This window comes from Fructobacillus papyrifericola (assembly GCF_018437235.1).
GTDB classification, from domain to species: domain Bacteria; phylum Bacillota; class Bacilli; order Lactobacillales; family Lactobacillaceae; genus Fructobacillus; species Fructobacillus papyrifericola.
Genome location: NZ_JAAMFJ010000001.1, coordinates 216,857 through 242,334, shown reverse-complemented (window position 1 = coordinate 242,334; position 25,478 = coordinate 216,857). Strand labels below are relative to the sequence as shown.

General features: G+C 50.2%; 24 protein-coding genes and 1 other annotated feature. Of the genes, 6 read left to right on the top strand and 18 right to left on the bottom strand.

Annotated elements, in window-relative coordinates; all coding sequences use genetic code 11:
* Positions 1 to 34: 34 nt before the first annotated feature.
* Positions 35 to 2,467, bottom strand: a complete 2,433-nt coding sequence (gene leuS / locus G6R28_RS01125; RefSeq protein ID WP_213792406.1) for a leucine--tRNA ligase — start codon at positions 2,465 to 2,467, stop codon at positions 35 to 37.
* 305 nt (positions 2,468 to 2,772) lie between these two features.
* Between leuS and G6R28_RS01120 the strand changes: the two genes are divergently transcribed.
* Positions 2,773 to 3,306 carry a hypothetical protein gene (locus G6R28_RS01120; protein WP_213792405.1) on the top strand — a complete coding sequence of 178 codons (534 nt, stop codon included), beginning with the start codon at positions 2,773 to 2,775 and terminating at the stop codon, positions 3,304 to 3,306.
* Between the two features lie 68 nt (positions 3,307 to 3,374).
* Entirely contained in the window at positions 3,375 to 3,509 is a 135-nt protein-coding gene (locus tag G6R28_RS06605; RefSeq protein ID WP_274381060.1) for a hypothetical protein, read from the top strand.
* Between the two features lie 46 nt (positions 3,510 to 3,555).
* On the opposite strand, the gene G6R28_RS01115 is transcribed toward G6R28_RS06605, so the two are convergent.
* The 8 genes from G6R28_RS01115 to G6R28_RS01080 form a co-directional block, all read right to left on the bottom strand.
* On the bottom strand, positions 3,556 to 4,968 hold the full coding sequence (locus tag G6R28_RS01115) for a collagen binding domain-containing protein (RefSeq protein WP_213792404.1): 1,413 nt from the start codon (positions 4,966 to 4,968) through the stop codon (positions 3,556 to 3,558).
* A gap of 201 nt (positions 4,969 to 5,169) precedes the next feature.
* Positions 5,170 to 6,357 (bottom strand): elongation factor Tu, encoded by a 1,188-nt coding sequence (gene tuf / locus G6R28_RS01110; RefSeq protein ID WP_213792403.1) that lies wholly within the window; start codon positions 6,355 to 6,357, stop codon positions 5,170 to 5,172.
* Positions 6,358 to 6,580: 223 nt separating this feature from the next.
* The gene (locus G6R28_RS01105) at positions 6,581 to 7,495 is read right to left on the bottom strand and encodes a hypothetical protein (RefSeq protein WP_213792402.1); all 915 of its coding nucleotides are present in this window, start codon (positions 7,493 to 7,495) and stop codon (positions 6,581 to 6,583) included.
* 83 nt (positions 7,496 to 7,578) lie between these two features.
* Positions 7,579 to 9,420, bottom strand: a complete 1,842-nt coding sequence (locus G6R28_RS01100) for a ribonuclease J (protein WP_213792401.1) — start codon at positions 9,418 to 9,420, stop codon at positions 7,579 to 7,581.
* A 218-nt stretch (positions 9,421 to 9,638) separates the two neighbouring features.
* Complete coding sequence (rplT, locus tag G6R28_RS01095) at positions 9,639 to 10,058, bottom strand: 50S ribosomal protein L20 (RefSeq protein WP_213792400.1); 420 nt, start codon at positions 10,056 to 10,058, stop codon at positions 9,639 to 9,641.
* 45 nt (positions 10,059 to 10,103) lie between these two features.
* Positions 10,104 to 10,301: a 50S ribosomal protein L35 gene (gene rpmI / locus G6R28_RS01090; protein WP_010691823.1), complete on the bottom strand. Its 198-nt coding sequence runs from the start codon at positions 10,299 to 10,301 to the stop codon at positions 10,104 to 10,106.
* Between the two features lie 50 nt (positions 10,302 to 10,351).
* Positions 10,352 to 10,957: a translation initiation factor IF-3 gene (gene infC / locus G6R28_RS01085; RefSeq protein ID WP_213792399.1), complete on the bottom strand. Its 606-nt coding sequence runs from the start codon at positions 10,955 to 10,957 to the stop codon at positions 10,352 to 10,354.
* Positions 10,903 to 11,027, bottom strand: a sequence feature (ribosomal protein L20 leader region). Its footprint overlaps the gene before it by 55 nt.
* Before the next feature lie 39 nt (positions 11,028 to 11,066).
* Entirely contained in the window at positions 11,067 to 11,759 is a 693-nt protein-coding gene (locus tag G6R28_RS01080) for a DUF1361 domain-containing protein (RefSeq protein ID WP_213792398.1), read from the bottom strand.
* A gap of 180 nt (positions 11,760 to 11,939) precedes the next feature.
* Between G6R28_RS01080 and G6R28_RS01075 the strand changes: the two genes are divergently transcribed.
* From G6R28_RS01075 to mscL, 4 genes are all read left to right on the top strand, one after another.
* Positions 11,940 to 12,443, top strand: a complete 504-nt coding sequence (locus G6R28_RS01075) for a YbaK/EbsC family protein (protein WP_213792397.1) — start codon at positions 11,940 to 11,942, stop codon at positions 12,441 to 12,443.
* Positions 12,444 to 12,553: 110 nt separating this feature from the next.
* Positions 12,554 to 12,727, top strand: a complete 174-nt coding sequence (gene rpmF, locus G6R28_RS01070; protein WP_091501350.1) for a 50S ribosomal protein L32 — start codon at positions 12,554 to 12,556, stop codon at positions 12,725 to 12,727.
* 132 nt (positions 12,728 to 12,859) lie between these two features.
* Entirely contained in the window at positions 12,860 to 14,578 is a 1,719-nt protein-coding gene (locus G6R28_RS01065) for an NFACT RNA binding domain-containing protein (RefSeq protein ID WP_213792396.1), read from the top strand.
* A 50-nt stretch (positions 14,579 to 14,628) separates the two neighbouring features.
* Complete coding sequence (gene mscL, locus G6R28_RS01060) at positions 14,629 to 15,015, top strand: large-conductance mechanosensitive channel protein MscL (RefSeq protein WP_213792836.1); 387 nt, start codon at positions 14,629 to 14,631, stop codon at positions 15,013 to 15,015.
* Positions 15,016 to 15,090: 75 nt separating this feature from the next.
* On the opposite strand, the gene G6R28_RS01055 is transcribed toward mscL, so the two are convergent.
* The 9 genes from G6R28_RS01055 to rnc all read right to left on the bottom strand — a co-directional run bounded on the left by G6R28_RS01055 (position 15,091) and on the right by rnc (position 25,461).
* Positions 15,091 to 15,723, bottom strand: coding sequence for a deoxynucleoside kinase (locus tag G6R28_RS01055; RefSeq protein ID WP_213792395.1), 633 nt, complete (start codon positions 15,721 to 15,723; stop codon positions 15,091 to 15,093).
* Between the two features lie 49 nt (positions 15,724 to 15,772).
* Positions 15,773 to 16,384 carry a Holliday junction branch migration protein RuvA gene (gene ruvA / locus G6R28_RS01050; protein WP_213792394.1) on the bottom strand — a complete coding sequence of 204 codons (612 nt, stop codon included), beginning with the start codon at positions 16,382 to 16,384 and terminating at the stop codon, positions 15,773 to 15,775.
* 12 nt (positions 16,385 to 16,396) lie between these two features.
* The gene (locus G6R28_RS01045; protein WP_213792393.1) at positions 16,397 to 17,164 is read right to left on the bottom strand and encodes a class A sortase; all 768 of its coding nucleotides are present in this window, start codon (positions 17,162 to 17,164) and stop codon (positions 16,397 to 16,399) included.
* A 63-nt stretch (positions 17,165 to 17,227) separates the two neighbouring features.
* On the bottom strand, positions 17,228 to 18,037 hold the full coding sequence (locus G6R28_RS01040) for an HAD family hydrolase (protein ID WP_213792392.1): 810 nt from the start codon (positions 18,035 to 18,037) through the stop codon (positions 17,228 to 17,230).
* 118 nt (positions 18,038 to 18,155) lie between these two features.
* On the bottom strand, positions 18,156 to 19,625 hold the full coding sequence (gene ffh / locus G6R28_RS01035) for a signal recognition particle protein (protein WP_213792391.1): 1,470 nt from the start codon (positions 19,623 to 19,625) through the stop codon (positions 18,156 to 18,158).
* A 38-nt stretch (positions 19,626 to 19,663) separates the two neighbouring features.
* Entirely contained in the window at positions 19,664 to 20,005 is a 342-nt protein-coding gene (gene ylxM / locus G6R28_RS01030; RefSeq protein WP_213792390.1) for a YlxM family DNA-binding protein, read from the bottom strand.
* Positions 20,005 to 21,177, bottom strand: coding sequence for a signal recognition particle-docking protein FtsY (ftsY, locus tag G6R28_RS01025; protein WP_213792389.1), 1,173 nt, complete (start codon positions 21,175 to 21,177; stop codon positions 20,005 to 20,007). Before ftsY ends, ylxM begins: the two co-directional genes overlap by 1 nt.
* A gap of 12 nt (positions 21,178 to 21,189) precedes the next feature.
* Positions 21,190 to 24,747 carry a chromosome segregation protein SMC gene (smc, locus tag G6R28_RS01020; RefSeq protein ID WP_213792388.1) on the bottom strand — a complete coding sequence of 1,186 codons (3,558 nt, stop codon included), beginning with the start codon at positions 24,745 to 24,747 and terminating at the stop codon, positions 21,190 to 21,192.
* 15 nt (positions 24,748 to 24,762) lie between these two features.
* On the bottom strand, positions 24,763 to 25,461 hold the full coding sequence (gene rnc, locus G6R28_RS01015; RefSeq protein WP_213792387.1) for a ribonuclease III: 699 nt from the start codon (positions 25,459 to 25,461) through the stop codon (positions 24,763 to 24,765).
* Between the last annotated feature and the right edge of the window lie 17 nt (positions 25,462 to 25,478).

Sequence of the window (25,478 nt, the reverse complement as noted above, 5' to 3'; positions counted from 1 at the left end):
ACCACCCGGTTAAAGTCAGCAAGGGCCAAGTCTTTTACTTAGCAACAATGTTGACGAACTTGCCAGGAATGGCAATGATTTTCTTGATGTCCAGGCCATCCAGATACTTCTGGACTTTTTCATCGGCCTGGGCGGCTGCTTCCATGTCTTCCTTCGAAGCATCGGCAGCCATGACCTGCTTGGAACGAACCTTTCCGTTGACCTGGAAGATAATTTCCTTCTGGTCGTCAACCAAGGCCTTTTCATCGTAGGTTGGCCAGGCAACGTAGGCAATTGATTCCGTTGAACCGGTCAACTTAGACCAGAGTTCTTCGGCCAAGTGTGGGGCAAATGGTGCCAACAATTGAACGAAGCCTTCCATGTAGGCAGCCGGACGCTGGTCTTGCTTGTAGACCTCGTTGACAAAGACCATCAACTGGGAAATGGCCGTGTTGAAACGGAGGTTTTCCAAGTCATCGGTCACCTTCTTGACCGTTTCATTGTAAACCTTTTCCAGCTCCTTTGACGTACCGTCCGTCAACTTGTCCGTGACCGTTCCGTCTTCGTTAATCAGCATGCGCCAAACACGGTCCAACCAACGACGTGAACCCGTCACTCCGTCTTCAGACCATGGCTTGTTTTGCGTCAATGGACCCATGAACATTTCGTAAATACGCAGCGTGTCGGCCCCGTATTCATTGACGATGTCGTCTGGGTTCACCACGTTACCCTTGGACTTGGACATCTTTTCGTGGTTTTCACCAAGAATCATTCCCTGGTTAACCAACTTGTGGAACGGTTCCTTGTTTGGTACCAGGCCAAGGTCGTAAAGGACCTTGTTCCAGAAACGGGCGTAGAGCAAGTGCAAAACAGCGTGTTCGGCTCCACCAACGTAGAGGTCGACGTTTTGCCAGTAGTCCAAGGCCTTCTTACTTGCCAAGGCATCCGGGTTCTTTGGATCCATGTAGCGCAAGAAGTACCAGGAAGAACCGGCCCATTGCGGCATCGTGTTCGTTTCACGACGGCCCTTCACGCCGTCTTCACGGGTCACTTCCAGCCATTCCTTGGCGTTGGCCAATGGGGATTCACCAGTACCGGATGGCTTCATTTCATCCTTGGTCAAGCGTGGCAAACGAAGTGGCAATTCCTCTTCTGGCACCAGTGACATCGTGCCATCTTCCCAGTGGATAACTGGGATTGGTTCACCCCAGTAACGTTGGCGGGAGAAGATCCAATCGCGGAGGCGGTAGTTGACTTTCTTAGCGCCGGCATCGTGTTCTTCCAACCAGGCGATCATCTTGTCGATGGCTTCTTGCTTGTTCATGCCGTCCAAGAAGACGGAGTTGATGTGAACGCCCTCGCCCGTGTAGGCTTCCTTGGTCACATCGCCACCTTCGATGACTGGCTTGATTGGCAGGTCAAACTTCGTGGCAAAGTCCCAGTCACGCTGATCGTGGGCAGGCACACCCATGACCATACCGGTTCCGTATGAGGCCAAAACGTAGTCGGCAATCCAGATTGGCAACTTGTCCCCGTTAACCGGGTTAATGGCGTAGGCACCAGTGAAGACACCGGACTTATCCTTGTTCAAGTCCGTGCGTTCCAAATCAGACTTCAAGGCGATTTGCTTCTGGTAGGCCGTTACAACTTCACGCTGGTCAGCCGTCGTAATCTTGTCGACCAAGTCGTGTTCGGGTGCCAAAACGATGTAGGAAGCACCAAAGAGCGTGTCGGCACGGGTTGAGAAGACCTCGATTTGGTCTTCGGGATCATTTTCGATGGCGAAACGAATCGTTGCACCAACCGAGCGACCAATCCAGTTACGTTGCTGTTCCTTGATGGCTTCTGGCCAATCCAAGTCGTCCAGGTCATCAATCAAGCGGTCGGCATAGGCCGTAATCTTCAAGACCCACTGCTTCATTGGCTTGCGGTAAACGGGGTAACCACCACGTTCCGTCTTACCGTCGATGACTTCTTCGTTAGCGACGACCAAACCACCGCCTGGAAAGTCAGGGGCCCAGTTAACCATCATTTCGTCTTCGTAGGCCAAGCCCTTCTTGTAGAGCTGTTCGAAGATCCACTGTGACCACTTGTAGTATTCCGGATCGGTCGTGTTGATTTCACGGTCCCAATCGTAAGAAAAACCAAGCGATTGAATCTGATTCTTAAAGGTCTGGATGTTTTCGTTGGTAAAGGTTGCTGGATCATGGCCCGTCTTCAAAGCGTACTGCTCAGCTGGCAACCCGAAGGCGTCCCAACCCATTGGGTGCAAAACGTTCTTGCCCTGAGCACGCTTGTAGCGTGACACAATGTCCGTTGCCGTATATCCTTCTGGGTGGCCGACGTGCAAGCCCTGCCCGGATGGGTAAGGGAACATGTCCAAGACGTAGTACTTATCCTTCGAATCGTCTTCGACGGCTTTAAAAGTCTTGTTGTCCTGCCAGTAGTGCTGCCACTTCTTTTCAATATTTTGGTGATCGTATCCCATGTCTGCTCCTTTTTAAATAAAAAAGCCCCACGTCAGCCTAAAAAAGCCAACGTAGGGCGGTTGAAACCGCGGTCCCACCTACATTTTGCCGAAAAGTCTTCCGGCCTCCGTACCTTAACGCGGTATAACGGACTGACTACTTGCTTCACCAGTCGCGCTTTCAACCGAGTTCATAACGTTGGTTGGTAAGCTTTCAGCCCCGCTTACTTTCTGATGCTCCGTCGTTACTACTAGTGTTGAAAAGTACTGTTATTATACCACAAGATTCGCTATACTAGCATTAGAATTCACTGGAGGTGGCCCCAATGGCCTTTTCAAACGAACGCTTTTTACGAAACTTTTTAGAAAACGAAGTGCAGACGAACATGCTAGTCGTCGATGGTCGGGCCGGGAACGGTCAAAAGACCCGCTTCTTGGCTTCCCACGTTGGTGCAGAGGGCATGGTCCTCTCCTTCCACGAGGAACGGGAAGAGGCCAACAAGACGGCCGCCTCACTCTTCATGGCTGGTCTGCAAGACCGGGTCACCGTTGAAAACGGTGTGGTGACGGCCGCTACCCTGCGTCAAGAGCTGGGCCGACTGACAAAAGTCGACTTGCTCTTACTTGATTACAGCCAGAATAAGGCCATTGACCGACACGCCATTAACGATGAGTGCGAAAGCGCTTGGCCCTTCTTAAAGGACGGTGGCCAGCTCTTGGTCATCCTACCGGTTGTCGAGCAGCCAGAGGCCATCTTACGCAGTATTAAGACCGACTTTGACGGGCCCTTCAGCACGGCGACCTTTTCGGCTGAAGATGGCACGACTTTCTTATTTGAGAAGCAGGCGGATGCGGAATAAGGCTTTAATGGGGACTTAATCATCCCTGTTGTATAATAAAAACAGTAAACAAAGAGGAGCGATAACCAATGGCACGCATTGTCAATCAAGAAGAACACCTAAACAACCCTTTGGAAGACTTCATCTCCTTCCCCGACCCGATTTCCGAAGAAGAAAAGAAAAACCGAGCAAGGGCGCTGGGTCAAACGAAGGACGAGAAATAAGGCATTCAAAAAAGGACCGATTCGACTACGAATCGGTCCTTTTCTCTTACTTATCTTTTCTTTTTAACAAAAACCATGTCAGAGAAGAAAGACTCACAAGACCAATGAGTCCCAATGACACCGCTTTTACGGTCAAAACTTTAGCTGTTTTTGGCAGAGCAATAGTTAAAGCAGACTCCTTCTTTCTTGGTGACGGAACAGCTGCCTTCGCCACACTCTTTGAAGCCGGTTTTGCAGGTGTATCTGGTGTCACCGGTTCAGGCACCGGACTTGGACTCGGTGCCGGACTAGATGCTGGTGCCGGACTTGGACTTGGTTCCGGATTTGGACTCGGTGTTGGATTAACCGGCGTATCATCATCCTTCTTTGGCCGGTGACTACCTGGCCGCTCCTTCCCCATGACAAAGTCATAGATGAAGAAGATGTCTTTGGTGTGGACATCATCGGCCGTTGCCTTCTTGAAGTTAACGCCCGTTAGATCCGCACTGTTGGTGAACTGGGTCCCATCCGGCGTCTTTTCGGGATCGTACTTAGTCATGTAGAAGATCTCATAACCGGTGTTGGAATCGATATTGCCGAAGTGGACGGAAAACTTTGTTGTCCCAGTCTGTTCCAAATCGGGATCCACCGAAATCCCGTGGTTTCCATAATCCCCACTACTGATAAAGGTTCGTTTGTTCATGTCCCAACCATTCGTCAGGTCATACTTCCAAACTTCAAACTTCTTTGTGGCAGCCAGCGTCTGTCCCTGACTCATCGTGTCCGTCAAGACCGCGTCGTTAATGTTTAACTTAGCCGCATTAATTCGAACCGACCAGTAAATATAGCCAGCCTCGTCCGTATCGTTTCCGTAATTACCGGACTTGTTGATAATAAAGTCATCCTTACCACCAGGCGTTGCCGGTGTCGGATTCGTATTCGTTGAAGGCGTCACCGTGGGTGTTGCGGGAACGTCATTGGTTTTAACACCCCAATTAATTGGTACCTGAACACTGTGCGAACTCTTCTCAATATTCCAACCGGCATAGGCAATTAATTCATTGTCCTTTAAGCCACCGTGATTGAAGTAGTTTTCGGCATAATCATTCCAAGTAATCACCACATAGCGATCACCGGCCAGTGAGGTCGTTCCCAGGCTATTACCGTCTGCATCCGTTAGAACGCTGACTTTGTTAACCGTGTTCATGATGTTTTGATCAAAGGTAAAGTTGATTGGTAAATAAAACTTGAGTTGTTCCCCAGCCTTGATGGGACTGCCCTTTGCAATGTCAAAGGACCAGGTAATCTTCATCAGGTCGTCGACGTTGTATTGCTTGGCCTGGCCACTGTTTGACAGGTCGTCCAAATGAATGGACTTAACGTATGGATTCTCGACCGGTCCTTCGTCAGCAAAGCCTAAAACATTGCTAGCACCAGATAAGAATAAAATGGACAGAACAATTATAATGCGCTTAATCATTAGCCACTCTCACGGCGCCTTTTTACAAGGCGTCATTACTTTCTCCTAAATTCTAATTCTAGTATACGCTGGATTATTCTGTTAATAAAGAGCAACAATTGTCATCAAACAGAAAAATCCAAACTTCACCTCTCGACTTTTTTCATTTATTTTTACAAAAGAAAAAAGCCTGCGTGAGCAGACTTTTTTAAAGCTAATGAATTAGCCTTCGATTTCAGTAACCGTTCCGGCACCAACAGTGTGGCCACCTTCACGAACAGTAAACTTCAATCCCTTTTCAATGGCAACTGGTGCGATCAATTCAACGTCGAACGTTACTTGGTCACCAGGCATAACCATTTCTACGCCAGCAGGCAATTCCACAACACCAGTAACATCAGTCGTGTGGAAGTAGAACTGTGGACGGTAGTTAGTGAAGAATGGCGTGTGACGGCCTCCTTCTTCCTTCGTCAAGACATAAACTTCGGCCTTGAACTTCTTGTGAGTCTTGATTGAGCCAGGGGCTGCCAAAACTTGTCCACGTTCGATTTGGTCGCGGTCAACACCACGGAGCAATGCACCGATGTTGTCACCAGCTTGTGCTTCGTCCAAAGTCTTACGGAACATTTCGATTCCAGTAACAGTGGTCTTAGCGATTTCGTCCTTCAAACCAACGATTTCAACTTCAGTACCAGTAGTCAAAACACCACGGTCAACACGACCAGAAGCAACAGTACCACGACCAGTGATCGTAAATACGTCTTCGACAGGCATCAAGAATGGCTTGTCATCTTCACGTGCAGGAGTTGGGATGTATTCGTCAACGGCCTTCATCAAGTCCAAGATAACTTGTTCTTGTTCCTTGTCGCCTTCAAGTGCCTTCAAAGCTGATCCCTTGATTACAGGAATGTCATCGCCTGGGAAGTCATATTCTGACAACAATTCGCGAACTTCCATTTCAACCAAGTCAACCAATTCTTCATCGTCAACAAGGTCAGTCTTGTTCAAGAAGACAACCAAGTGTTCAACACCAACCTGACGGGCAAGCAAGATGTGCTCACGAGTCTGTGGCATAGGTCCATCAGTTGCGGCAACAACAAGGATGGCACCATCCATTTGTGCGGCACCAGTGATCATGTTCTTAACGTAATCGGCGTGACCTGGGGCATCGATGTGGGCGTAGTGACGTGCGTCCGTTTCGTATTCGATGTGGGACGTGTTGATCGTGATTCCACGTTCCTTTTCTTCAGGGGCGTTATCGATTTCAGCGAAATCAGTAGCCGTCTTTCCTTCTTTTTCAGCCAATACCTTTGAGATAGCGGCCGTCAAAGTCGTCTTTCCGTGATCGACGTGACCGATCGTACCGATGTTAACGTGGGGCTTATTGCGAACGTAAGTTTCCTTAGCCAATGTAGTTTCCTCCAAATTTTATTTCTCGGTTGAACCGAGAAAATCGTATGTTTATATTTTACAACGCTTGCCTGATAAAAACAACCATAACAACCGTTTTTCTGGCCGATGAGCCGAATTCAATTATACTAACTTCTTAAATTTTTGTAAACACCTTTTTATTCCAGATAAAGGCCTAATTAAAAAAAGCCCAAAGACCTTTTTTATTCTCTTTTTCGCTCTTTTAAACCGCACCCTGCTCTTCTAAAAAGGCGTGAACTTGCTGGTGAATTTCTGCCTGCGAGGCAGTTTCTGATCGCTCACCGCTTAAGGCGCCTCCGTTTAGCAAGGCCAAATCCGCCTGGACCCAGGCAATTGGATCCGTCACCCGGTTAATCTGTGGAAACAAAACGTTCATTTCCAGGTGCAGTTGGTCTAAAAGCATCTGATAGGCAACCGGATCCACTTGTCCCAGCATGTCGTTTAGGTACTGCCGGGCTTCTGCATAAATAGGATCCCGCAAGGGCTTTGGATGATCACACAAAACGGTCTGATAGACGTGCCCGTCCAAGTAGAGATAGTCAATTTTCTTGTGTAGAAAGAGGCACTGAATGTCCGTCCGTAACGAAATCCGAATCAAGGGTAGGCAGTCCGGATCGACTAAGGCTAAGAAGGCCCCTTCGGCAAATTCATCAACTGGTAAGGACAGGGCATCCTGATAGATTTGCTGTTGTGTTAAGGGGTCGAAGCCAGCAATGTGTCGAAAGCGTTTAGTGGTTTTCTTAATCCAGTCACCGTTTGTCGCACGGGCATGGGCTTCGGCCGCTTCAACCGTGTCAATTCGCCGCTTCTTATCGCTGTCTTCAATTGATTCAACGGCCATCCGCCGGGCCATAATAAAGTAATCGGCAGCTAGGCAGAGGTCAAAGTAAAATTCATAGTCCTTCTTTTGGCCCATGTACTCGCCAACGTATTCCTTGGCAATCGTCAAAGCGGAATCCGCTTGGTCGTTTTTCGACAGGGCCGAGGCAAAGAGTTGGTTGTTTTCAAAGGTCCGGTCACTTTGGTAGACCTTACAAAAGGCGTCGGCCGCCACTTGGTATTCGCCATTGGCTAGTGCCTTGAGGCCCTTTTCTTTCAATTCTTCGATTTCTGTCATATCTTTGACCTAGCTTTCTCAGATAGTAAAACAAGGAGTCATTTGAAACAGATAAAAAGGACCCAAAGGGTCCTTTTGTGCCATTAGTCAGTTGTTTGTTCGGCTGGCTTTTGGTCTTTTTTTGGTCCTTGACCCTTTGACTTCTTATTCTTCGTCGCTGGCTTTTGGTTCTTCTTGTTACCAGACTTGTTTGAAGGCTTCTTACCCTTCTTTTCCCCGTCTTGTCCCTTGTGGTGCGGACGACGGTTCTGGTTAACTTCCATCACGACCGGCATCACCATCGGACGGCGACGGGTTTCGTTAAAGAGGAAGCGGGAGAGCTTTTCGCGCACCCCGTTCTTCAGTTCGTTCCAGTCAAAGGCCTTGGCGTTCTTCAAGTAGTCTTCGATGGCTTCGATTGTCAGCTTACCGGCTTCCTTCATCAGGTCGCGGTTGGCTTTCACGTAGACAAAGCCACGGGAAGTCATCTTAGGCTTAGAAACCACTTTGCGCTTCTTGCGGTCGATGGTGACTACCGTGACGAAGACCCCGTCTTCGGACAGGATGCGGCGGTCACGCAGGACCACGTTTCCGATGTCCTTCAAGGAATCCCCATCAATCATCGTTTCGGCAACGGAGACGGCGTCGACTTTTTCAAAAGTCGTCCCATCATAAGCCAAGACGTCACCGCGCTTGGCCATGAGAATCTGCTCTTCCTTCATGCCGAGCTCTAAGGCCGCCTGCTTAGCCGTCACCATCACGCGGAATTCCGCTGAAACGGGCAAAAGCACTTCTGGCTTGAAGAAGTTCATCAGCAACTGCAAGTCCTGCTTAGAAGCGTGGCCAGAGGAGCGCAAGTCGGCAGAAATCTGCTTGACGTTGGCCCCCTTCTTAAAGAGCATGTTACGAGTCTGAGCCACGTAAGACTCAACGGCAAAGGCCGGGTTGGTCGTAATGAAGACCAGGTCGTTTTGACCAATGTTGACCACGGGATCTTCGCCCTTGGCCATCTTGTGCAAGGCCTTGACTGGTTCGCCCAACTTACCGGTTTCCAAAACCACCGTTTGGCTGTCAGGCAACTGGTCCAAGTCCTTGACGTCGGCAAAGAGTTCATTCTTTGGTGCTGGCAAAGTCAGCAATTCCAAATCCAAAGCCGTCTTCACAATTGCTTCGGCATCGTGGCCAGTCAAGACCAGGCGGCGCTTGGTCTTGTAGGTTGCGTCAATCACCTGTTGAACACGTTGGATGTTGGAAGCAACGGCAGCGACAATGATGCGCTTGCCCTTTGCTTCGCGGAAGGTCTCTTGAATGTATTCGTGAATCGTCTTTTCAGAAGCCGGTGCCTTGACCGTCTCTTCCGTACCGGCGGCGTCAGCCAACAGGGCCAAGACCGGCTTTTGACCGATTTCGGCCAGACGTTGGTAGTTGGTTTGATAAGCGGCTTCCACCGTTTGATCAAACTTGAAGTGACCGGAGTAAACAATCTGCCCTTCTTCGACCGTCAAGACAACCCCCAAGGCTTCGGGAATCGTGTGGGTGGTGTTAAAGAAGGAAAGCTTCACGTCGCCAAAGTCGATTTCGGTCTTTTCGTTGACCACGTGAAAGTCGTCAAAGGAAGCCAATGCCGCTTCTTCTTTAACGGCAATCTTTGCCAAAGCGATCGTCAGTTCGGATCCAAAGACTGGTGCCTGCACCTGCTGCAACAAGTATGGCAGGGCGCCGATGGCATCGGAGTGGCCGTGTGACAAAAAGATTCCAGCAATCTTGTCTTGGTTTTGAATCAGGTACTCAAAGTCTGGAATCACCACGTCGATTCCAAGCTGTTCCGTATCCGGATACTTCAACCCAGCATCCAGGATAAAGATTTCGTCGTTTACGGAAACCGCGTACATGTTTTTCCCGTTTTCGCGAACGCCCCCAAGGGGTAAAATATTCAAATCTGTCATAATGTTTCCTTTGTTCGTGTTAATTTTTCTTATCACTTGAGTTTCGCATGCTGCCACAACTCTTGTCTCGATTTATCAATTATTAATAGTTTAGCATACTTCTGCCCCATCCCGCCAAAACATTGGCCGAAAAGGAAACAATTCCGGACCTTTTGTTGGACTTTAGCAATTTTTTTGGTAACAAAAAAGCCACCCGGTTGGGTGGCTTTTATTTAAGATTAGCGGTTAACCTTAACCGTCTTGTCAGTCGTCGCAGCGTTGCGTTCCTGAACCAAAACGTTTTCCTTCTTCAAAGCATCCTTTGCTTGGTCAGCAACCTTTGAGAAAGTGTCAAAGTCAGATACGGCCAAGTCGGCCAACATCTTACGGTTCAATTGAACACCTGCCAAAGTCAAACCGTGCATCAACTTTGAGTATGACAAACCGTTCATGCGGGCTGCCGCGTTGATACGGGCAATCCACAACTTACGGAAGTCGCGCTTGCGGTTCTTACGATCGCGGTAAGCGTACAAGTATGACTTGTAAACTTGTTGCTTGGCAACCTTGTAGTTGATACGACGTTGTCCACGGTAACCCTTGGCCAACTTAATAAACTTCTTACGACGTGCGCGTGAAACTGTTCCACCCTTTACTCGCATGGGATATTCCTCCTAGAAAATACTTACTTTACAGACACCCTGAAATTAAAGGGTAGACAACATCTTTGCGTACTTCTTAACCGTTGTCTTGTTCATCATGCGTGTACCACGCAATTGACGACGTTGCTTCTTCGTCTTACCGTGGAAACGGTGTGACGTGTAAGCTGAGGCTGACTTGAAGCCACCCTTTGCAGTCTTCTTGAAGCGCTTCGCAGCAGCGCGGTGAGTCTTCATCTTGGGCATGTGTCCATTCTCCTATCGTTTTTCAAGTATCTAAAGTCGACGTTTTCAGCTTAGCCCTTCTTAGGTGCCAAAACCAAAAACATTTGTCGACCGTCCATCTTAGCGCGTTGCTCAACCTTGGCAATGTCATCCAATTCGTCGGCCATTCGTTCTAAGACTTCCCGTCCAATGTCTTGGTGGGTAATCATTCGGCCTCGGAAGCGCAAGTTCAACTTAACCTTGTTGCCCTTTTCCAAGAACTTAATGGCCGCCTTCTTACGCGTTTCGAAATCACCGGAATCAATCACTGGTGACATACGAACTTCCTTAACCTGAACAACCTTCTGGTTTTTGCGCTGTTCTTTTTGCCGCTTTTGCGCCTCGAACTTTGCCTTACCCCAATCCATGATTTTAGCAACCGGTGGTTGGGCGTTTGCCTGAACCAGAACCAAATCTTGGCCCATGTCATCGGCGCGTTGCTGTGCATCGCGCGTTGACATCTCTTCTTGCTTGCCATCGTGAATCAGTAAAACCCGACTGGCACGGATATTTTCGTTGACTAGATCAACTTGTCGTGGTTGACGTGCTATGGCTCGATACCTCCAAAATGTTTTTGTGTGAACAACGAAGAAAAAAGTGGACGAACCGAAGTTCGCCCACCTTACCTGTCTGTACATTGAAGTACAACGTGTATCTGCCTGGCAACGCGAGTCACAAGGCGAGAAGCGGGCGCTTCTACTTGTTCAACGTCATTAAGTATAGACGATGGACGGCACCCTGTCAACGTTATTTTAGATTATTTTTCTCGTCTGAAAAGTCCTTAACCGCCCGCTCTTCCGCCAAGACCTGCTCCCCTAATACAAAGAGCAAACGGCCCCCGTAATGGTAGATGACCAGAATGGCAAACTGGGCCAAAGCAAAGAGGCCAACGAAGGCAAACATGTGCTTTGAAACTGAGCTTTGGATGTTGGCCCAAACTAGGTCAAAGTTGGTAAAGACATCCCAGGAGTTCAGGCGCAAAAAACGTCCGAGGTAAATGCCAAAGGATGAAATCCAGGAGACAACCCCCAGGGTAAAGAGGGCGACAAAGCCCCGCCGGTTTTTTAGGTAACGGCGCATCATCAGTTCCAAGGAAAGAATTCCCAGGAAAACGCCGATAAAGATGCCGGCCGCCAAAACCGAGTAGTTAAAGTACTGGTAGCGAACGTCTAAGGCCGTTGAGATGTACTGCAGGTGGATAAAGTCCGTGATCATGTACATCGTGTTTGGGAAGAAGAGCAGCCAGAGAGCCGAAAAGATCAGCTGGCTAATCTTCAATCGTGAAACCAGAACCAGCAAGGCAAAGTCCAATGGCAAGAGCGCCAAAAAGACGTTCCACATCAAAAAGTCGAAGTGGGTTGGCGTTAAGTACACGAAGGCAATGAACAAGAGCACAACCAAGTGAACCATGATAATGTTGTTACGGTTTTTTAACATCATAGCGCGGCCTTTTTCAAAAAGAATGGGTCCCTTGTACAAAAAGGGATAACGGTACTATTTTAACAGAATTCCGCCCGCTGGTTAAGGGGCTTACCCAGCATTTTGCCTTTTTCTTTTGCAGTCTTTTTTCATATAATGGAAAAAACCGCCTATCAAGAAAACAAGGAAAGGATTCGTCTTATGACAGCTGCAAGTGAAACAGAAGCCCTGGCCCTCCTGAAAGAAGCAGGCGTTTCTTACAAACGCTACGAGCACCCCGCCTTACACCATCTGGGTGACTTGGGCGCACCAAAGGACTTCATTCCCATGAAGAACCTCTTGTTAAAGACGAAGAAGGATGGCCGCTTCTACCTCTTCTTGACGATGCAGGAGCGGATCGACTTTAAACTGTTGGCTAAGGCCATCGGTACTTCGAAAAGCCAGCTAAACTTTGCTAGCCCAGAGGAGCTCTTTTCGCTGATGGCTGTCACCCCGGGCACAGTCAACCCGCTCGCCCTTGAAAGAGACCGGGAAAAGCGGATTTTTCTCCTGGTCGATGAAGCGGTCGTCTCAGCCAACCAGGTCGCCGTCCATCCCAACCAAAACGAAGCAACCGTGGTCATGACCTGGCCCGACTTTGAAAAAGTCTTGCAGGAACTGGGCAGAGGCTACCAAGTCATTCCCCGTGAAATTGAAGATTTATAAAACAATTTTGCCGATTTTTTCTAATGACTTTCCAGTCAGCTTATTGACATCCTTGCCAATCTTAGATAAACTTAAAAAGTTGATAAATTGAACCGAAAGGAGGTGCTGTAATGGCTACCCCATCAAACAAGAATTCTAAGTCTCACAAGCGTAACCGCCGCGGACACATCGGTCTGAACGTGCCAAACATTACTTTGGACAAGACTACTGGTGAATACCGCGTTGCTCACCGTGTTTCTCCTTCTGGAATGTACAACGGCAAGCAAGTTACTGAAAAGAAGTAATTTAACTAAAAGCCCCCTTCTGTTTAACAGATTGGGGCTTTTTTCTTTTGCTTTTCTTAAGACTGGCCGGCCAGCCTGTTTTACATAGTCGAATGGCCTATAATGGAAGTAGCATTCAAAAAGGAGAAGCCTATGCCCCTTGACGGTCTCTTCGTGCACGCATTGGCGCACGAATTCAACGAAAAACTAGCTGGTGGTCGGATTACCAAAGTCCACCAGCCCTATCCAAACGAAATCATCCTGGTGGTTCGAAACAACGGCACCAACTACCCCCTCCTGCTGTCAGCCCATCCGGCATACGCCCGGGCTCAGGTTACCCAGATTCCATACCAGAATCCAAAGACACCGACCAACTTCGCCATGTTCTTACGGCGCAATTTGGAGGGGGCTCGCTTAGACCGCATCGAGCAGGTCACAAACGACCGCATTCTCAACTTTGCGGTCAACACTCACGATGAATTGGGCGATGAACAGACGCTACTACTCACCTTAGAGATGATGGGCCGGCATTCCAACCTCTTCTTGGTCCGGCAAAAGGACCAGCGAATTCTGGAATTGATTAAACACGTTCCGGCCGATCAGAACCGAGTGCGCTCGCTGATACCCGGTGCCACTTACGTACTGCCGCCAGCCCAAAACAAGGAAAACCCCTTCACTTCTGACTTGGGGGCCCTGGCAAAAATCCTCTTGGACGAGGAAAAAGCCGACTGGGCCAAGGCCATTCAACAGCAGTACGAAGGTTTCTCTTCCCAGGCGGCCAAGGCACTGGCCACGGCATTGAGCTCTGCCGACGATGCCATGGCTGCTGCCAAGGCATGGTTGGCCAATTTCGATGCACCCAAGCCGACTTTGTACCGGTCAGACAAGAATAAGCTTTCATACGCGGCCTTTGATTGGGGGCAGGAAGCCGCCGAAAAGACCAGCTTTGACAGCCTAGGCGAATTGCTAGACGCCTACTTTGCCGGTCAAGCCGAGGCCGACCGGGTCAATCAACAGGCCGCTTCGCTCGTTCGCCTGGTCAAAAACGAATTGAAGAAGAACCTGACCAAGCAAAAGAAGTTGCAGCAGACACTAACCGATTCAGAGAACGCCGAAGCCTTTAAAGTGAAGGGCGATTTGTTGATTACCTACCCTCACCTGGTCAAAAAGGGCATGCAGTCCGTTCAAATCGAAAACTACTACGATGAAAACAAGCTTTTGACGATTGCCTTGGACCCCCGCTTCGACGGCATGCAAAACGCCAACCGATACTTCCACAAGTACCGCAAGCTGCGCTTAGCAAAGGACTACGTGCTGGAGCAACTGGCCGCCACCCAACAGGAAATCGATTACTTCAATCAGATTCAGACCCAGCTGGCCGTTGCCTCACCAAGAGACGTCGCCGATATCAAAGTCGAACTGATCGACCAGGGTTACCTGCGCGAAAAGGCCAAAGTCAAAACCAAGGGCAAGCAGACCAAGAAGCCAAAGCACGTCATGGGCAAGCCCGATCAGTTCGTTTCAAGCGACGGCACGCTGATCGAAGTCGGGAAAAACAACCTGCAAAACGACCAGCTTTCCCTAAAGAAAACCAACCGGCACAAAATTTGGTTGCACGTTCAAAAACTACCCGGTTCCCACGTGCTCATAGATTCGGAGAAACCCTCGGAAGAAACCATCGAAGAGGCAGCTAAGCTGGCCGCCTACTTCTCAAAGGCCCGCGAATCCGCCAACGTGCCTGTCGATTACCTGCCGGCTGGAAAATTACGCAAGCCAAACGGCGCCAAGCCCGGCTTTGTCATTTTTGAAGGTCAACAGACCACTTATGTCACACCGGACGCTAGCTTAGTGCAAAAGCTAAAGAAAGCATGATAAGATAGAATAGATATCATTTGTTACAGAAATGAGGAGGCAGCATGAAAATCTTAAAAGAATTTAAGCAGTTCATCAACCGAGGCAACATCGTTGACATGGCCGTTGGTGTTATCATTGGTGGTGCCTTCACCACCCTGGTCAAGTCCTTTACCACCAACCTGATTAATCCCCTTCTTGGTTTGATCACTGGTTCGGACCACCCACTCTCCGACCTCAAACTACAGATTGGCCGCCGGCTCGTCTTCACCTACGGTGAATTCTTAAACGACGTCGTTTCCTTCTTGATCACGGCCTTTATCGTCTTCTTGGTGGTGAAGTTTGTTAATAAAACCATCATCAAGCCAAAGCAGGAAGCACCCAAGCAGCCATCCGACGAGTTGGTTACCTTACGGGAAATCAAGGACCTCTTGGCCGAACAGAACAAGCAAAAATAAGTCACAAAAAAAGCCTTCCAAGTGGAAGGTTTTTTTATTTTGCCAGTTCGCCAAAGGAACAGGACTTTTGATCAATTAACGGATCTTCTTCAAAGCTTCTTCAATTTGACCCAAGACGATTTCCTGGTTCTTTGGATCTTCCAAATCGTACTTTTGCAAGTCAACGCGAATTTTTGGTGACTTGTCGTAGGATTCGAACCAGCCTTGGTAGGCCGACCACATCTTGTGGTAGTAGTTGTACAATTCGTCGTTGTCTTCGAACTGTTCGTAGTCACGACCACGCTTCTTGATCCGGTGCAAAATCGTGTCAAAATCGGCATCGGCATAGACCATCAAGTCCGGCGCCTTCTTTGGCAATTCATCCAATTCGGCCATCATTCGAGTAATCAAGTTGTGGTAGACGTCCATTTCCATGTCGGAAATGTTACCATCCTTGTGGTTTTCTTCCGTGAAGAGTTCGTCTTCATAAATGGAACGGTCCAAGACGTTGTTGTCGTCTGCTAAGGCCTGCTTAATCATTGAAAAACGCCGGTTCAAGAAGAAAATCTGCAACAAGAACCCGTATTGCTTAGGATCCTTGTAGTAGAGTGGCAAGACAGGGTTGTCCCCGACTGGTTCGAAAAAGGCCTTCGTACCAAAGTGCTTCGCTACTAATTCCGTTAAGGTGGTCTTACCGACACCAATCATTCCCGCTGTAATTATCACCATGTCTACTCCATTTCAAATTAATTCGCCTTGAATTAGGCGAGCTGCTGCATTAGCCCTGAACGAGAAGGGTCAAGCCCTTTGACACCAGTTCAGAGGTCGTGCCTTCCTCCCCAACCAAGGCCTTTTTGACCTTCGTCAGATCGCGCGCTGCGTAGCCGAGCGCTTCCAAAGCGGCCAAAGCATCTTCCAGATTGGAACGATTGGCCACCTGCTGATTGCCAGCCTCAGCAAAAGTCTCACTGGCTTCTTCCGCCAAGCCGGAAAAGTCGGCCATTTTGCCGGACAGATCCAAGACAATTTGCTGGGCCGTCTTCTTGCCGACACCGGGGAACTGCGTCAGGTAATCCACCTGGCTGTTTTCGATGGCAGCCACCAAGTCGGCTGGCTTGGCACCAGCCAGAATGGCCAGTGCCGACTTGGGCCCGATACCAGAAACGTTCAAGAGCTTGTTAAAGAGCTGCTTTTCCGTCACGGTCGCAAAGCCGTATAGGGAGAGCTCGGTTTCGCGAACAATTTGTTCCACGAAGACCTGGGCCTCCTGATTGACTTCAAAGTGGTAGGGGTTGGCCGGGTAAATCCGGTAACCGACCCCGTCCTTTGTTTCGAGAACGATGGTTCCCGGCGCAATCTGGGTAATGCGCCCCTTCAAATATTCGTACATAGCACCGTCCTTTTAAGGCAAGATGTTGGTCTTTTGCTTCTTGAGGTCAAAATAGCCGACCTCGTCACTGTTCGCCTGGTTCCAGTTCTTGAAACTAACGTACTTGGCGTTGGTGATGATTCGCTTGGTCGTGTCTGGGAAGAGGCAGGTGACAATGGTCAACTTAGCCTTCCCGTCAATCCGGTCATCGGGGTTCAAGACGGCCCCGTCGTTTTGATCGACGGTTTTTTGTCCGGTAATCTTGTACTTAAAAATACCGTTCTGGTTAGCCAGGTAAATGGTTGTGCCGTTTAGCCAATCCGACTCCCCTAATTGACCATTTGAATCTTCGTAAGGGGCGTTTTGCTTGAGCTTTTCTTGCAGTGCCGAAAAGCCAGTATAGCCGTTATCCCAGTTATGGGCGGCCAGGGTGTAGTTCCCCTGGCCCATGACCGGCACGGCCGTGTTCTTTTGGGCCGTGTTGGCGCCCTTGTCTAAGGCGACTTTGGAATAGGCGTTATCGTAGATGGGCAGGAGAATGGAAAGCTTTGGAATGGCCACAAAGCCCTGCTTATTCAGTGGCACGTTCAACTGATCCTGCTTGGCCACGGCATCCTTAATGGCTTGCCGCTCCTTTTTCGAATACTTCCCCTGCTTTTGGGTCAGCACCTTATTGGCCGTCTTCTTAATGCCGTTCGTAGCCGGTTGACTCTGAACCCATTCCCAGGCCAGTAGGCCAATCAACACGATCGTTAGGACACCGAAAAAACGGTGGAGCCACTTTCTTACCTTTTCCTTCATCTACCTTCTCCCATCCGTTCCCTTCCTCTAGTTTACAAAAACAAGGTTGCAGGGCAAAGTCTTCTATAACAATTTTTGTAAAATTGTCCTCAAGACCCCGTCATGGTTATTATCGGCTACGGCTCTTTCAAAGCCCCGCCCCATCAAGAGTGGGTCGGCGTTTGGCATGATAAAGGGCTGCCCAACAAAGTCGAGCATCTCCAAATCGTTCAAGCCATCCCCAAAGGCGGCCATCTCGTCTTTTGCAATCTGCAAACGCTCACCCAGGCCAGCCAAGGCCACCCCCTTATTGACATTGGGGGCAACAAAGTCGATTGCGCCATAGCCCGAAGTCGTCACGTGGACGGGCAGCGAAAGTTCGTCGATCTGCTTGATAAAGGGCAGCTCGTAATCGGGCAGGTTGACCGTCATCTTCAGAATTGGCTCGTCGATTTCGGCCAAGTCGTCGATTAGCGTCAGCGACTTGAAGTAAGAAGCGGCCTTATCAAGACCGAGGCCCAGTGGCGCCTGGTCTTTTAGCATGAAGGCCTTCTCGGTTCCCGTAAAGACCAGGCCCATTTGGACCCGGTCCTTCAAGGCCCGAACCTGGTCAACGACTGGCTTGAAGGCGGTCGGATCAATGGCGTAGGTGGCTAGGACTTTGCCTTGGGCTGTCACGACTTCGGCGCCGTTGTTGGCAATCAACGTGTAGCCCTGGTCAACGTCTTTGAAGTAGTGGGCGACTTTGTCCGGGTGGTTACCGGTCGCGACCACAAAGGTCACCCCGGCCGACTTGGCCCTTTCCACCATTTCCTGGTAGAGGGCGTGGTCAAAGCCCTTGTCATCGTTTAAAAAAGTCGCATCTAAATCCGTTGCAATTAATCGCACTGTCATGAATTCTTCCTCTGCTTTGCTCTTTTAAAACCAGGCGAACCGTTTCCGGACGTCCTTACGCGCAATTTTGCTTACTATTGGCCGGCTGACTTGCAGCCAGGCCAATTAGTCGACGTGCTTACTTACGGCCGCGCTTCTTCTTCATCTTCTTCATCTTGCGAGCAGCCTGCTTCATGGCGAAGTTTTGGACCTTTTGGCCAAAGTTACCACCGGGCATGCCAGCGCCACCCATCATGGAGGACATGTCCATACCGGCCCCGCCCATCATCTGTTCCATGCCAGAGAAGTTGCCCTTCGTGGCCTGGTTCATCATCTTCTTCATTTGGTCGAACTGCTTGATCATCTTGTTGACTTCAACAATTGGACGACCAGCACCGGCCGCCAAACGACGGCGACGGGATGGGTTCAACAAATCGGGGTTTTCCCGTTCCTGCTTGGTCATTGACCCAACGATGGCCTCCATGTGGGTGAAGGTCTTTGGATCAATGGACAGGTTCTGCAGGGCCGGGTTGCCCGCCATTCCAGGAATCATCTTAATCAAATCTTCCATTGGGCCCATGTTTTGGACCTGGCGAAGCTGGTCAACAAAGTCGTTAAAGTCGAAGGTGTTTTGACGCATCTTCTCCAGCTGTTCGGCCTGCTTCTTTTCATCGACTTCACGCTGGGCCTTTTCGATAAAGGTCAGCATGTCCCCCATGCCTAAGATACGGGAGGCCATTCGATCTGGGTAAAAGACATCCAAATCGGTTGGCTTTTCCCCCTGTCCGACAAACTTAATTGGCTTTCCCGTGACATCGCGGATGGAAAGGGCGGCACCACCACGGGTGTCCCCATCCAACTTGGTCAAAACAACACCGGTCAAGGCTAAGGCATTGGCAAAGCCTTCGGCCGTTTCCGTTGCGTTTTGTCCAGTCATGGCATCGACCGTCAACAGGATTTCATCCGGCTTGGCGATATCAGCAATGTCCTTCAACTCGGTCATTAAGGCCTCGTCGATTTGCAAACGACCGGCCGTATCGATGAAGACGTAGTCGTTCTTGTTGGCCTTGGCTTCCGCCAGACCATGCTTGACGATTTCACGTGGATCAACGTCCGTTCCCTCAGAAAAGACCGGAATATCCAAGTCCTTTCCCAAGACTTCCAACTGATCAATGGCAGCTGGACGGTAAACGTCGGCCGCAATCAAGAGCGGACGGGCCTTGTCTTCCTTCTTCAGCTTGTAGGCCAGCTTGGCAACGGTCGTCGTCTTACCAGCACCCTGAAGACCAGCCATCATAATGATGGTTGGAATCTTTTCGGACTTGTTCAAAGGAACGGCTTTTTCACCCATCAAGGCTGTCAATTCGTCGTTAACGATTTTGACAACTTGCTGTGGGGCGTTCAAGCCATCGAGGATTTCGGCCCCCTTGGCCTTCTCCTTGATTGCCGCAATGAACTTTTTGACCGTTGGGTAATAAACGTCGGCCTCTAAGAGGGCCAAACGAATTTCCTTGAGGGAGGCCTGTAGGTCTTCTTCCCCAATCTTGCCCTTTCCAGTTAGGTTTTTAAGCGCCTTAGAAAGGCGTTCTGTTAAGTTTTCAAAAGCCATCGTCTGCTGACTGGACCAAAGGCCCAGCTGCCTCCTTCTTAGTTAATTTCTTGGTTGACCATTTGGTCGATTAAATCTTTTAAATGCTCGTCATTCTGATAGTGCTTGGTGACGTAAGCTAAAAGGTTTTCTTCCAGGGACTGCCGTTCCAGTGATTCCTGATAGAGGGCCAGTACCTGCTCGTAGTGTTCAAGCGCCTCGCAGCCCTTTTTCAAGTTGTCGGAAACCGCCTGCCTCGAAACCGCTTCTTCTTCGGCAATCTCAATGATGGAAAAGTCGTCTTCGTAGTAATAGCGCAGGTAGGCCTGCTGCTTTTTAGCCAGCAAATCCCCGTAAAAGGCGAGCAAGGCGTTAATGCGATTCTTATGCTCGATATCCATCAGTTCTTCACCAGGTCTTTAAAGAGACCGTAGACAAAGTCCTCTGCGGAAAAGGCCCGCAAATCGCTGGCCTTTTCCCCAAAACCAATCCACTTGACTGGCAGGTGGAGTTGGTCACGTATGGCAAAGACGATGCCACCCTTGGCGGTCCCATCCATCTTGGTCAAGACCAGGCCGGTCACTTCGGAGGAATCCTTGAATAACTTGGCCTGTTGCAGGGCGTTTTGCCCAGTCGTGGCATCCAGTACTAGCAAAACTTCCTGCGGTGCCTCCGGTAGGACTTTTTGAATGACCCGGTTCATCTTGGCCAGCTCCTGCATGAGGTTGACGTTGTTTTGCAAGCGTCCGGCCGTATCCACAAAGAGGATGTCGACCTGTTCGTCTTTGGCCCGTTCAACGGCCTGATAAACCACAGAAGAAGGATCGGCCTTTTCAGGACCGGCCACAACCGGCACCTGAGCGCGGTCGCCCCACTCCTGCAACTGCTTAACTGCACCAGCACGGAAGGTGTCGGCTGCGGCCAGCATGATTTTCTTGCCCTGGTCCTTATAGCGCTGGGCCATTTTCCCAACGGTCGTTGTCTTTCCAACGCCGTTGACCCCAACAAAGAGAATCACCGTTGGCTGACCCTTTGGTGCAAAGTGCATCGACTGGTCTTCGTTTTCTCCTTGCCGTTCATAGGATTCGACCATCAGGCGAACAATCAGCTCCTTGATGGCTTCCTTGTCCTTGACGTTTTCCAACTTGACGGCTTCGCGCACCTGGTTAGAGATGCTAATGGCCAAATCAAAGCCCAAATCAGCCCCAATCAAGGTGTCTTCCAGATCCTCGAAAAAGTCTTCATCGACCGAACGGAAGTTAGCCAAGAAACGGTTGAAGCGATCGGCAAAGCCCTTGCGGGACTGCGTCAGGCCCTCTTCATAGACGGCCTGCTGGTCGGCTTCTTCCGAGCTTTTATCTTCGGCGTCCTCCGACTTTTCCTCAGGGTCAAGGGCGGCGTCAGCTTCCGACTCTGCCTCCGCTTCTTCCACTTCGACCTTGGCGTCAAGAGCTGGGGTGTCTTCTGCTTCAGAAATCAGCGCCGGCTGTTCTGCCTTCGCTAATTCTTCAGAAGAAGCTAAATCTTCTGCCTTTTCTTGATTCTTCTTTTTAAAACGATCAAAGAGTCCCATTCGGTCCCTCCTTTAGGCGAGTTTTTCTTCTGCTTGGTCCAGGTTAACGGCAACCATCTTGGAAACCCCGGCCTCTTGCATGGTCACACCATACAAAACGGTCGCGGCCACCATGGTTCCCTTACGGTGGGTAATGGTAATGAATTGCGTGCTGCCACCAAAGTTCTTCAGGTAGGCGGCAAAGCGGTCAACGTTTGCCTCATCCAAAGCCGCTTCGGCTTCATCGAGCACGGCAAATGGCACGGGACGTACTTGCAAAATGGCAAAGAGCAGCGAGATGGCGGTCAAAGCCTTTTCCCCACCGGAAAGCAGAGACATCTGCTGGAACTTCTTGCCAGGCGGCTGGGCCTTAATGTCAATTCCAGTTGTCAGCAAGTGTTCTGGATCGGTCAGCTCGATTTGCGCCTGACCCCCGGCAAACATCTTGGTAAAGACGTCCTTAAAGTGTTCGGCCACCTGATCGAAGGTCTGCTTAAAGCGAACCTGAACCTCCTGGTCCATTTCATCAATGGTGGCTTGCAAAGTCGCCTTGGCCTGCTGCAAATCTTCTGCCTGCTGAGTCAAGAAGCTGTGCCGCTCCTTAATCTCATCATACTCTTGAATGGCGGCCACGTTAACAGGGCCAAGGGCATCCAAGCTACGCTTCAACTGCGTCAAGGCTTTGTCAATTTCATCATCGGCCAAGTCGGACTGCTTCAAGTCGGCTTCGCTTTCAACCGTCAAACCGTAGGTCTGCTGCAAAGTCGTCATCTGCTTAGCCAACTTTTCCTGGGCCGTTTGCAAACGATGTGCGGCGTTGGCCTGCTCCATCATGGCCTGGTTGACCTCTTCTTGCTTGGTTGACAGGGCCTCTTCCAATTCGCGAACCGACTGGGTCAGCTCTTGGAAGGAAGTCGTCAAACCATTGGAATGACTACCGGCTTCTTCCAAGGCCTTTTCCAAGGCGCTCAGCTGTTCAGCCAAGGCAGGGCCATTGGCGGCCTGTTCCAAACGGTCGCGGATTTCGGATTGGCGGGTCTGCAAGTCGTTTTGCTGATTCTGCAATTCGGCCAACAGGGCCTGGAGGCGCTTCTTGTTTTCGTCGGCAGCTTCCTGCTTAGCCGAAACCGTAGCGGCTTCGGCTTGGAACTGAGCCTTCTCTTCCTGATAAGCCGCCTGTTCTTCTTCCACTTGGGCCAGGCGTTCCGTCAAGTCTGCCGTTACTGCCTCAGACTGCTTTTGCGCCTGCTCCTTTGCTTCAAGAGCCCGCTTTGATTCGGACTGTTCTGCTCGGCTATCCTCTTCGGCAGCCTTCAAATCGGCCAAGTCAAGGGTCAAAGTCTGCACCTTCGTTTCCTCTTGTGCAACCGTGTCCCTCAAGGCTGTCAGCTGATAATCCACCTGCTGGCCCTGGTTTTCAAAGTCGTAGTAAGAAGCCGTCAGTTCCTGCACTTGATCGGCTAATTGGTTCACCAAGGTCTGCTTGTCGTTGCGGACTTTTTGCAAGTCCAAGACGGCTGCTTCCTGATTGGCTAAAGAGTCGGCCTTTTCCTTCAATTCCGCCTGTCGTGACAAAACGGATGGGCCCTGACGGTGGTTGGCTCCGCCGGTGATGGAACCACCGGCATTAACCAGCTGCCCATCCAAGGAAACCACTCGCAAGCGGTTCTGGCAGGCCTTGGCAACACGGGTTGCCGCATCCAGATCCGAAACGACCAAAGTCGTTCCCAGGAGGTTGGACAAAATGTTTTCCATCCCCCTTGGCATCTTGACCAAGTCAGAAGCCAGGCCAATGAAGCCCCGCTCCTGTTCGGCCCGGTAGATGTCGCGCGCCTGACGGGGCTTGATGCTTTCCTCTGGCAAGAGCGTCACACGGCCCTTACGGTTTTTGGTCAGGTAGTTGACGATGCCCTTGGCCGTCTTGGTTGTATCAACCACGACGTTTTGCAAGGCCCCACCAAGAACCGTTTCGATGGCCTTGGTGTAGTCCTTTGGCACGTCCACCAGTTCGGCTACAACCCCGCGAATGCCGGGAAAGTTCCGCTTAACTTGTGGTACCATCAGGTTTTTAACACCCTGGTAGAAGCCGGCGTATTCATCCAGGGATGACTCGGCCTGGTAAATCGACTGGGCCTTGTCTAAGGCGTAAGCACCCTCCTGCCAAGCAGTCTGGGCCTGTTGGTAGGCCTGCTTGGCTTGGTCCAGGGCGACTTTGGCCTGGTCCAGCTTGCCCTCATAGGGGTTTTCACCAGTCGACTGGTCCGGGTGTCCCTTTTCGTATTCGGCAACCGCCTGCTTGGCAGCAGCCAGCGCCTGTTCGGCAGCCTGCAAGGCTTCTTCCTTGCGGGCCTTCTGCTCCTGGTTTTGCGTCAGGGCCCGTTCTTCAAAGGTCACCTTGTTGTGCAAGGCCGCCAGGTCCTGCATGATGGCCACGTATTGCTGACGGTTTGTTTCCAACTCCTGCTTAATGCTTTGCACTTGCTCTTGGCCGTGCTCTTTTTCAATCTGCTCGACCGTCTTCTTCAGCTCGCTGGCCTTCTTTGTCAAAGACTGCGCTTCTTCATCGGCAACCGCCAGTTCGCCGGCGGCTTTTTCACCCTGCTCTTGCAAAGTCGTCAGCTGCTTTGCCAAGGAGTCCTGTTCGTGCTGCAGCGATTCAGCCTCCTGAGAAGCCAACTTCTGGTTTCCAATCAACTGCTCTTTTTGCTGGGTCTTTTCCAGGATGTCTTGTGAAAGCTGATCCTTTTGTTCCTGAACGGTCGTCAGTTCGGCACGGGTGGCAGCCAACTTTTCCTTTTGTTCGGCCAAGTCCCCTTGTTTTTTGGAAACGGCCTGGTTGACTTCTTTTAAGCCTGCGTCCTGGCTAACTACCTGACCCTGCAGCGACAGGATTGAACGGGTTAAGCGGACCTGGTCCAACTTTTCGTACTGTTCCCGCTTTTCCAGGTATTCCTTGGCCGTTTCGGCCTGTTTTTCCAGTGGCAGCAGGCGTCCTTCGACTTCGTGAATAATATCGGCCACGCGGTCCAGGTTGTCGTCTGTAACGGCCAAGTCCTTTTCGGCCTGGGTTTTGTTTTGCTTGTACTTATAAACGCCGGCAACTTCTTCGATAATGCCTCGTCGTTCCTCGGGCTTGGCGGAGAAAATCTTTTCAACCTGCCCCTGGGAAATGATGGAGAAACCATCCCGACCCAGTCCGGTATCCATGAAGATTTCGTGGATGTCCTTCAAACGGCACTCGGCCCCGTTTAGCTGGTAGGAGGATTCTCCAGAACGGTAGAGTCGACGGGTGATCCGCAGCTCTGAAAAATCCGATTGGATGTAGTGATCGGAGTTGTCGAAGGTAATGGAGACTTCGGCCCGGTTCAAAGCCTTCCGGTCCTTGGTTCCGGCAAAGATGACATCGGCCATCTTGTTACCACGCAAATCCTTGGCGGACTGCTCCCCCATAACCCAACGAATGGCTTCGATGATATTTGATTTTCCCGAACCGTTTGGTCCGACAATCCCCGTCATCCCCTTTTGAAAGTCAATGACGGTCTTATTGGCAAATGATTTAAAGCCAATAATCTCCAACGTTTTTAATTTCATACTTCTCTACTCAATTTACTCTGCTAAATCAACCAGGGCCTGCTGGGCAGCAGCCTTCTCGGCATCCTTGATTGATGAGCCAAAGCCATAGGCTAGGATGCGACCGTCAACGGCCACCGAAACCTTAAAGACTTGGCTGTTATCTTCGTTTCGTTCTTCGTCTTCAATTGTGTAGTCGATATCGACCGTCCCCTTGGTCTGCAACTTTTCTTGCAGGCGGGACTTGAAATCGATGAACTGGTCAAAGAAATTGGTATCAATGGCGGCAAAGACGGTTTGGTTTAGCAAGGAAACCACGGCTGCCTGCCCCTGATCCAAATAAAGGGCGCCAATGAAGGCCTCCCAAATGTCTTCGAGCAAGGATGGGCGCTGGCGGGCACCGCTCATTTCCTCACCCTTTCCCAAACGAATGGCCTCATTTAAGTGGATTTCTTTTGAAAAGTGGGCAAAGGACTTGGTTTGGACCATCGTAATCCGCATTTCGGTCAGCTGACCCTCGTCCCAATCCGGGTAACGCTTAAAGAGGTATTCGGTAACCGAGGCCTGCATGATGGCATCGCCCAAGAACTCCAAGCGCTGGTAGTCCCGTCCCTCTTCCTTTGGGTTTTCGTTCAAGTAGTTACGCTGCGTCAGCGCCTCTTTTAGAAGGTCCAAATTATCAAAGTCAATTTGGTAGTTTTCTTTTAAATAGTCTGTGAATTCTGCTGGTGACAATTTGTCTTCCTCTCATG

Bases quoted from the DNA above. Each gene is read 5' to 3' on its own strand.
- ylxM (WP_213792390.1), bottom strand. From the start codon at position 20,005: ATGGATATCGAGCATAAGAATCGCATTAACGCCTTGCTCGCCTTTTAC.
- G6R28_RS01040 (WP_213792392.1), bottom strand. From the start codon at position 18,037: ATGACAGTGCGATTAATTGCAACGGATTTAGATGCGACTTTTTTAAAC.
- ftsY (WP_213792389.1), bottom strand. From the start codon at position 21,177: ATGGGACTCTTTGATCGTTTTAAAAAGAAGAATCAAGAAAAGGCAGAA.
- G6R28_RS01055 (WP_213792395.1), bottom strand. From the start codon at position 15,723: ATGGTGATAATTACAGCGGGAATGATTGGTGTCGGTAAGACCACCTTA.
- infC (WP_213792399.1), bottom strand. From the start codon at position 10,957: ATGTACAGACAGGTAAGGTGGGCGAACTTCGGTTCGTCCACTTTTTTC.
- G6R28_RS01065 (WP_213792396.1), top strand. From the start codon at position 12,860: ATGCCCCTTGACGGTCTCTTCGTGCACGCATTGGCGCACGAATTCAAC.
- smc (WP_213792388.1), bottom strand. From the start codon at position 24,747: ATGAAATTAAAAACGTTGGAGATTATTGGCTTTAAATCATTTGCCAAT.
- G6R28_RS06605 (WP_274381060.1), top strand. From the start codon at position 3,375: ATGGCACGCATTGTCAATCAAGAAGAACACCTAAACAACCCTTTGGAA.
- G6R28_RS01080 (WP_213792398.1), bottom strand. From the start codon at position 11,759: ATGATGTTAAAAAACCGTAACAACATTATCATGGTTCACTTGGTTGTG.
- leuS (WP_213792406.1), bottom strand. From the start codon at position 2,467: ATGGGATACGATCACCAAAATATTGAAAAGAAGTGGCAGCACTACTGG.
- G6R28_RS01120 (WP_213792405.1), top strand. From the start codon at position 2,773: ATGGCCTTTTCAAACGAACGCTTTTTACGAAACTTTTTAGAAAACGAA.
- G6R28_RS01045 (WP_213792393.1), bottom strand. From the start codon at position 17,164: ATGAAGGAAAAGGTAAGAAAGTGGCTCCACCGTTTTTTCGGTGTCCTA.
- rplT (WP_213792400.1), bottom strand. From the start codon at position 10,058: ATGCGAGTAAAGGGTGGAACAGTTTCACGCGCACGTCGTAAGAAGTTT.
- G6R28_RS01115 (WP_213792404.1), bottom strand. From the start codon at position 4,968: ATGATTAAGCGCATTATAATTGTTCTGTCCATTTTATTCTTATCTGGT.
- G6R28_RS01100 (WP_213792401.1), bottom strand. From the start codon at position 9,420: ATGACAGATTTGAATATTTTACCCCTTGGGGGCGTTCGCGAAAACGGG.
- ruvA (WP_213792394.1), bottom strand. From the start codon at position 16,384: ATGTACGAATATTTGAAGGGGCGCATTACCCAGATTGCGCCGGGAACC.
- rpmF (WP_091501350.1), top strand. From the start codon at position 12,554: ATGGCTACCCCATCAAACAAGAATTCTAAGTCTCACAAGCGTAACCGC.
- ffh (WP_213792391.1), bottom strand. From the start codon at position 19,625: ATGGCTTTTGAAAACTTAACAGAACGCCTTTCTAAGGCGCTTAAAAAC.
- G6R28_RS01105 (WP_213792402.1), bottom strand. From the start codon at position 7,495: ATGACAGAAATCGAAGAATTGAAAGAAAAGGGCCTCAAGGCACTAGCC.
- G6R28_RS01075 (WP_213792397.1), top strand. From the start codon at position 11,940: ATGACAGCTGCAAGTGAAACAGAAGCCCTGGCCCTCCTGAAAGAAGCA.
- rpmI (WP_010691823.1), bottom strand. From the start codon at position 10,301: ATGCCCAAGATGAAGACTCACCGCGCTGCTGCGAAGCGCTTCAAGAAG.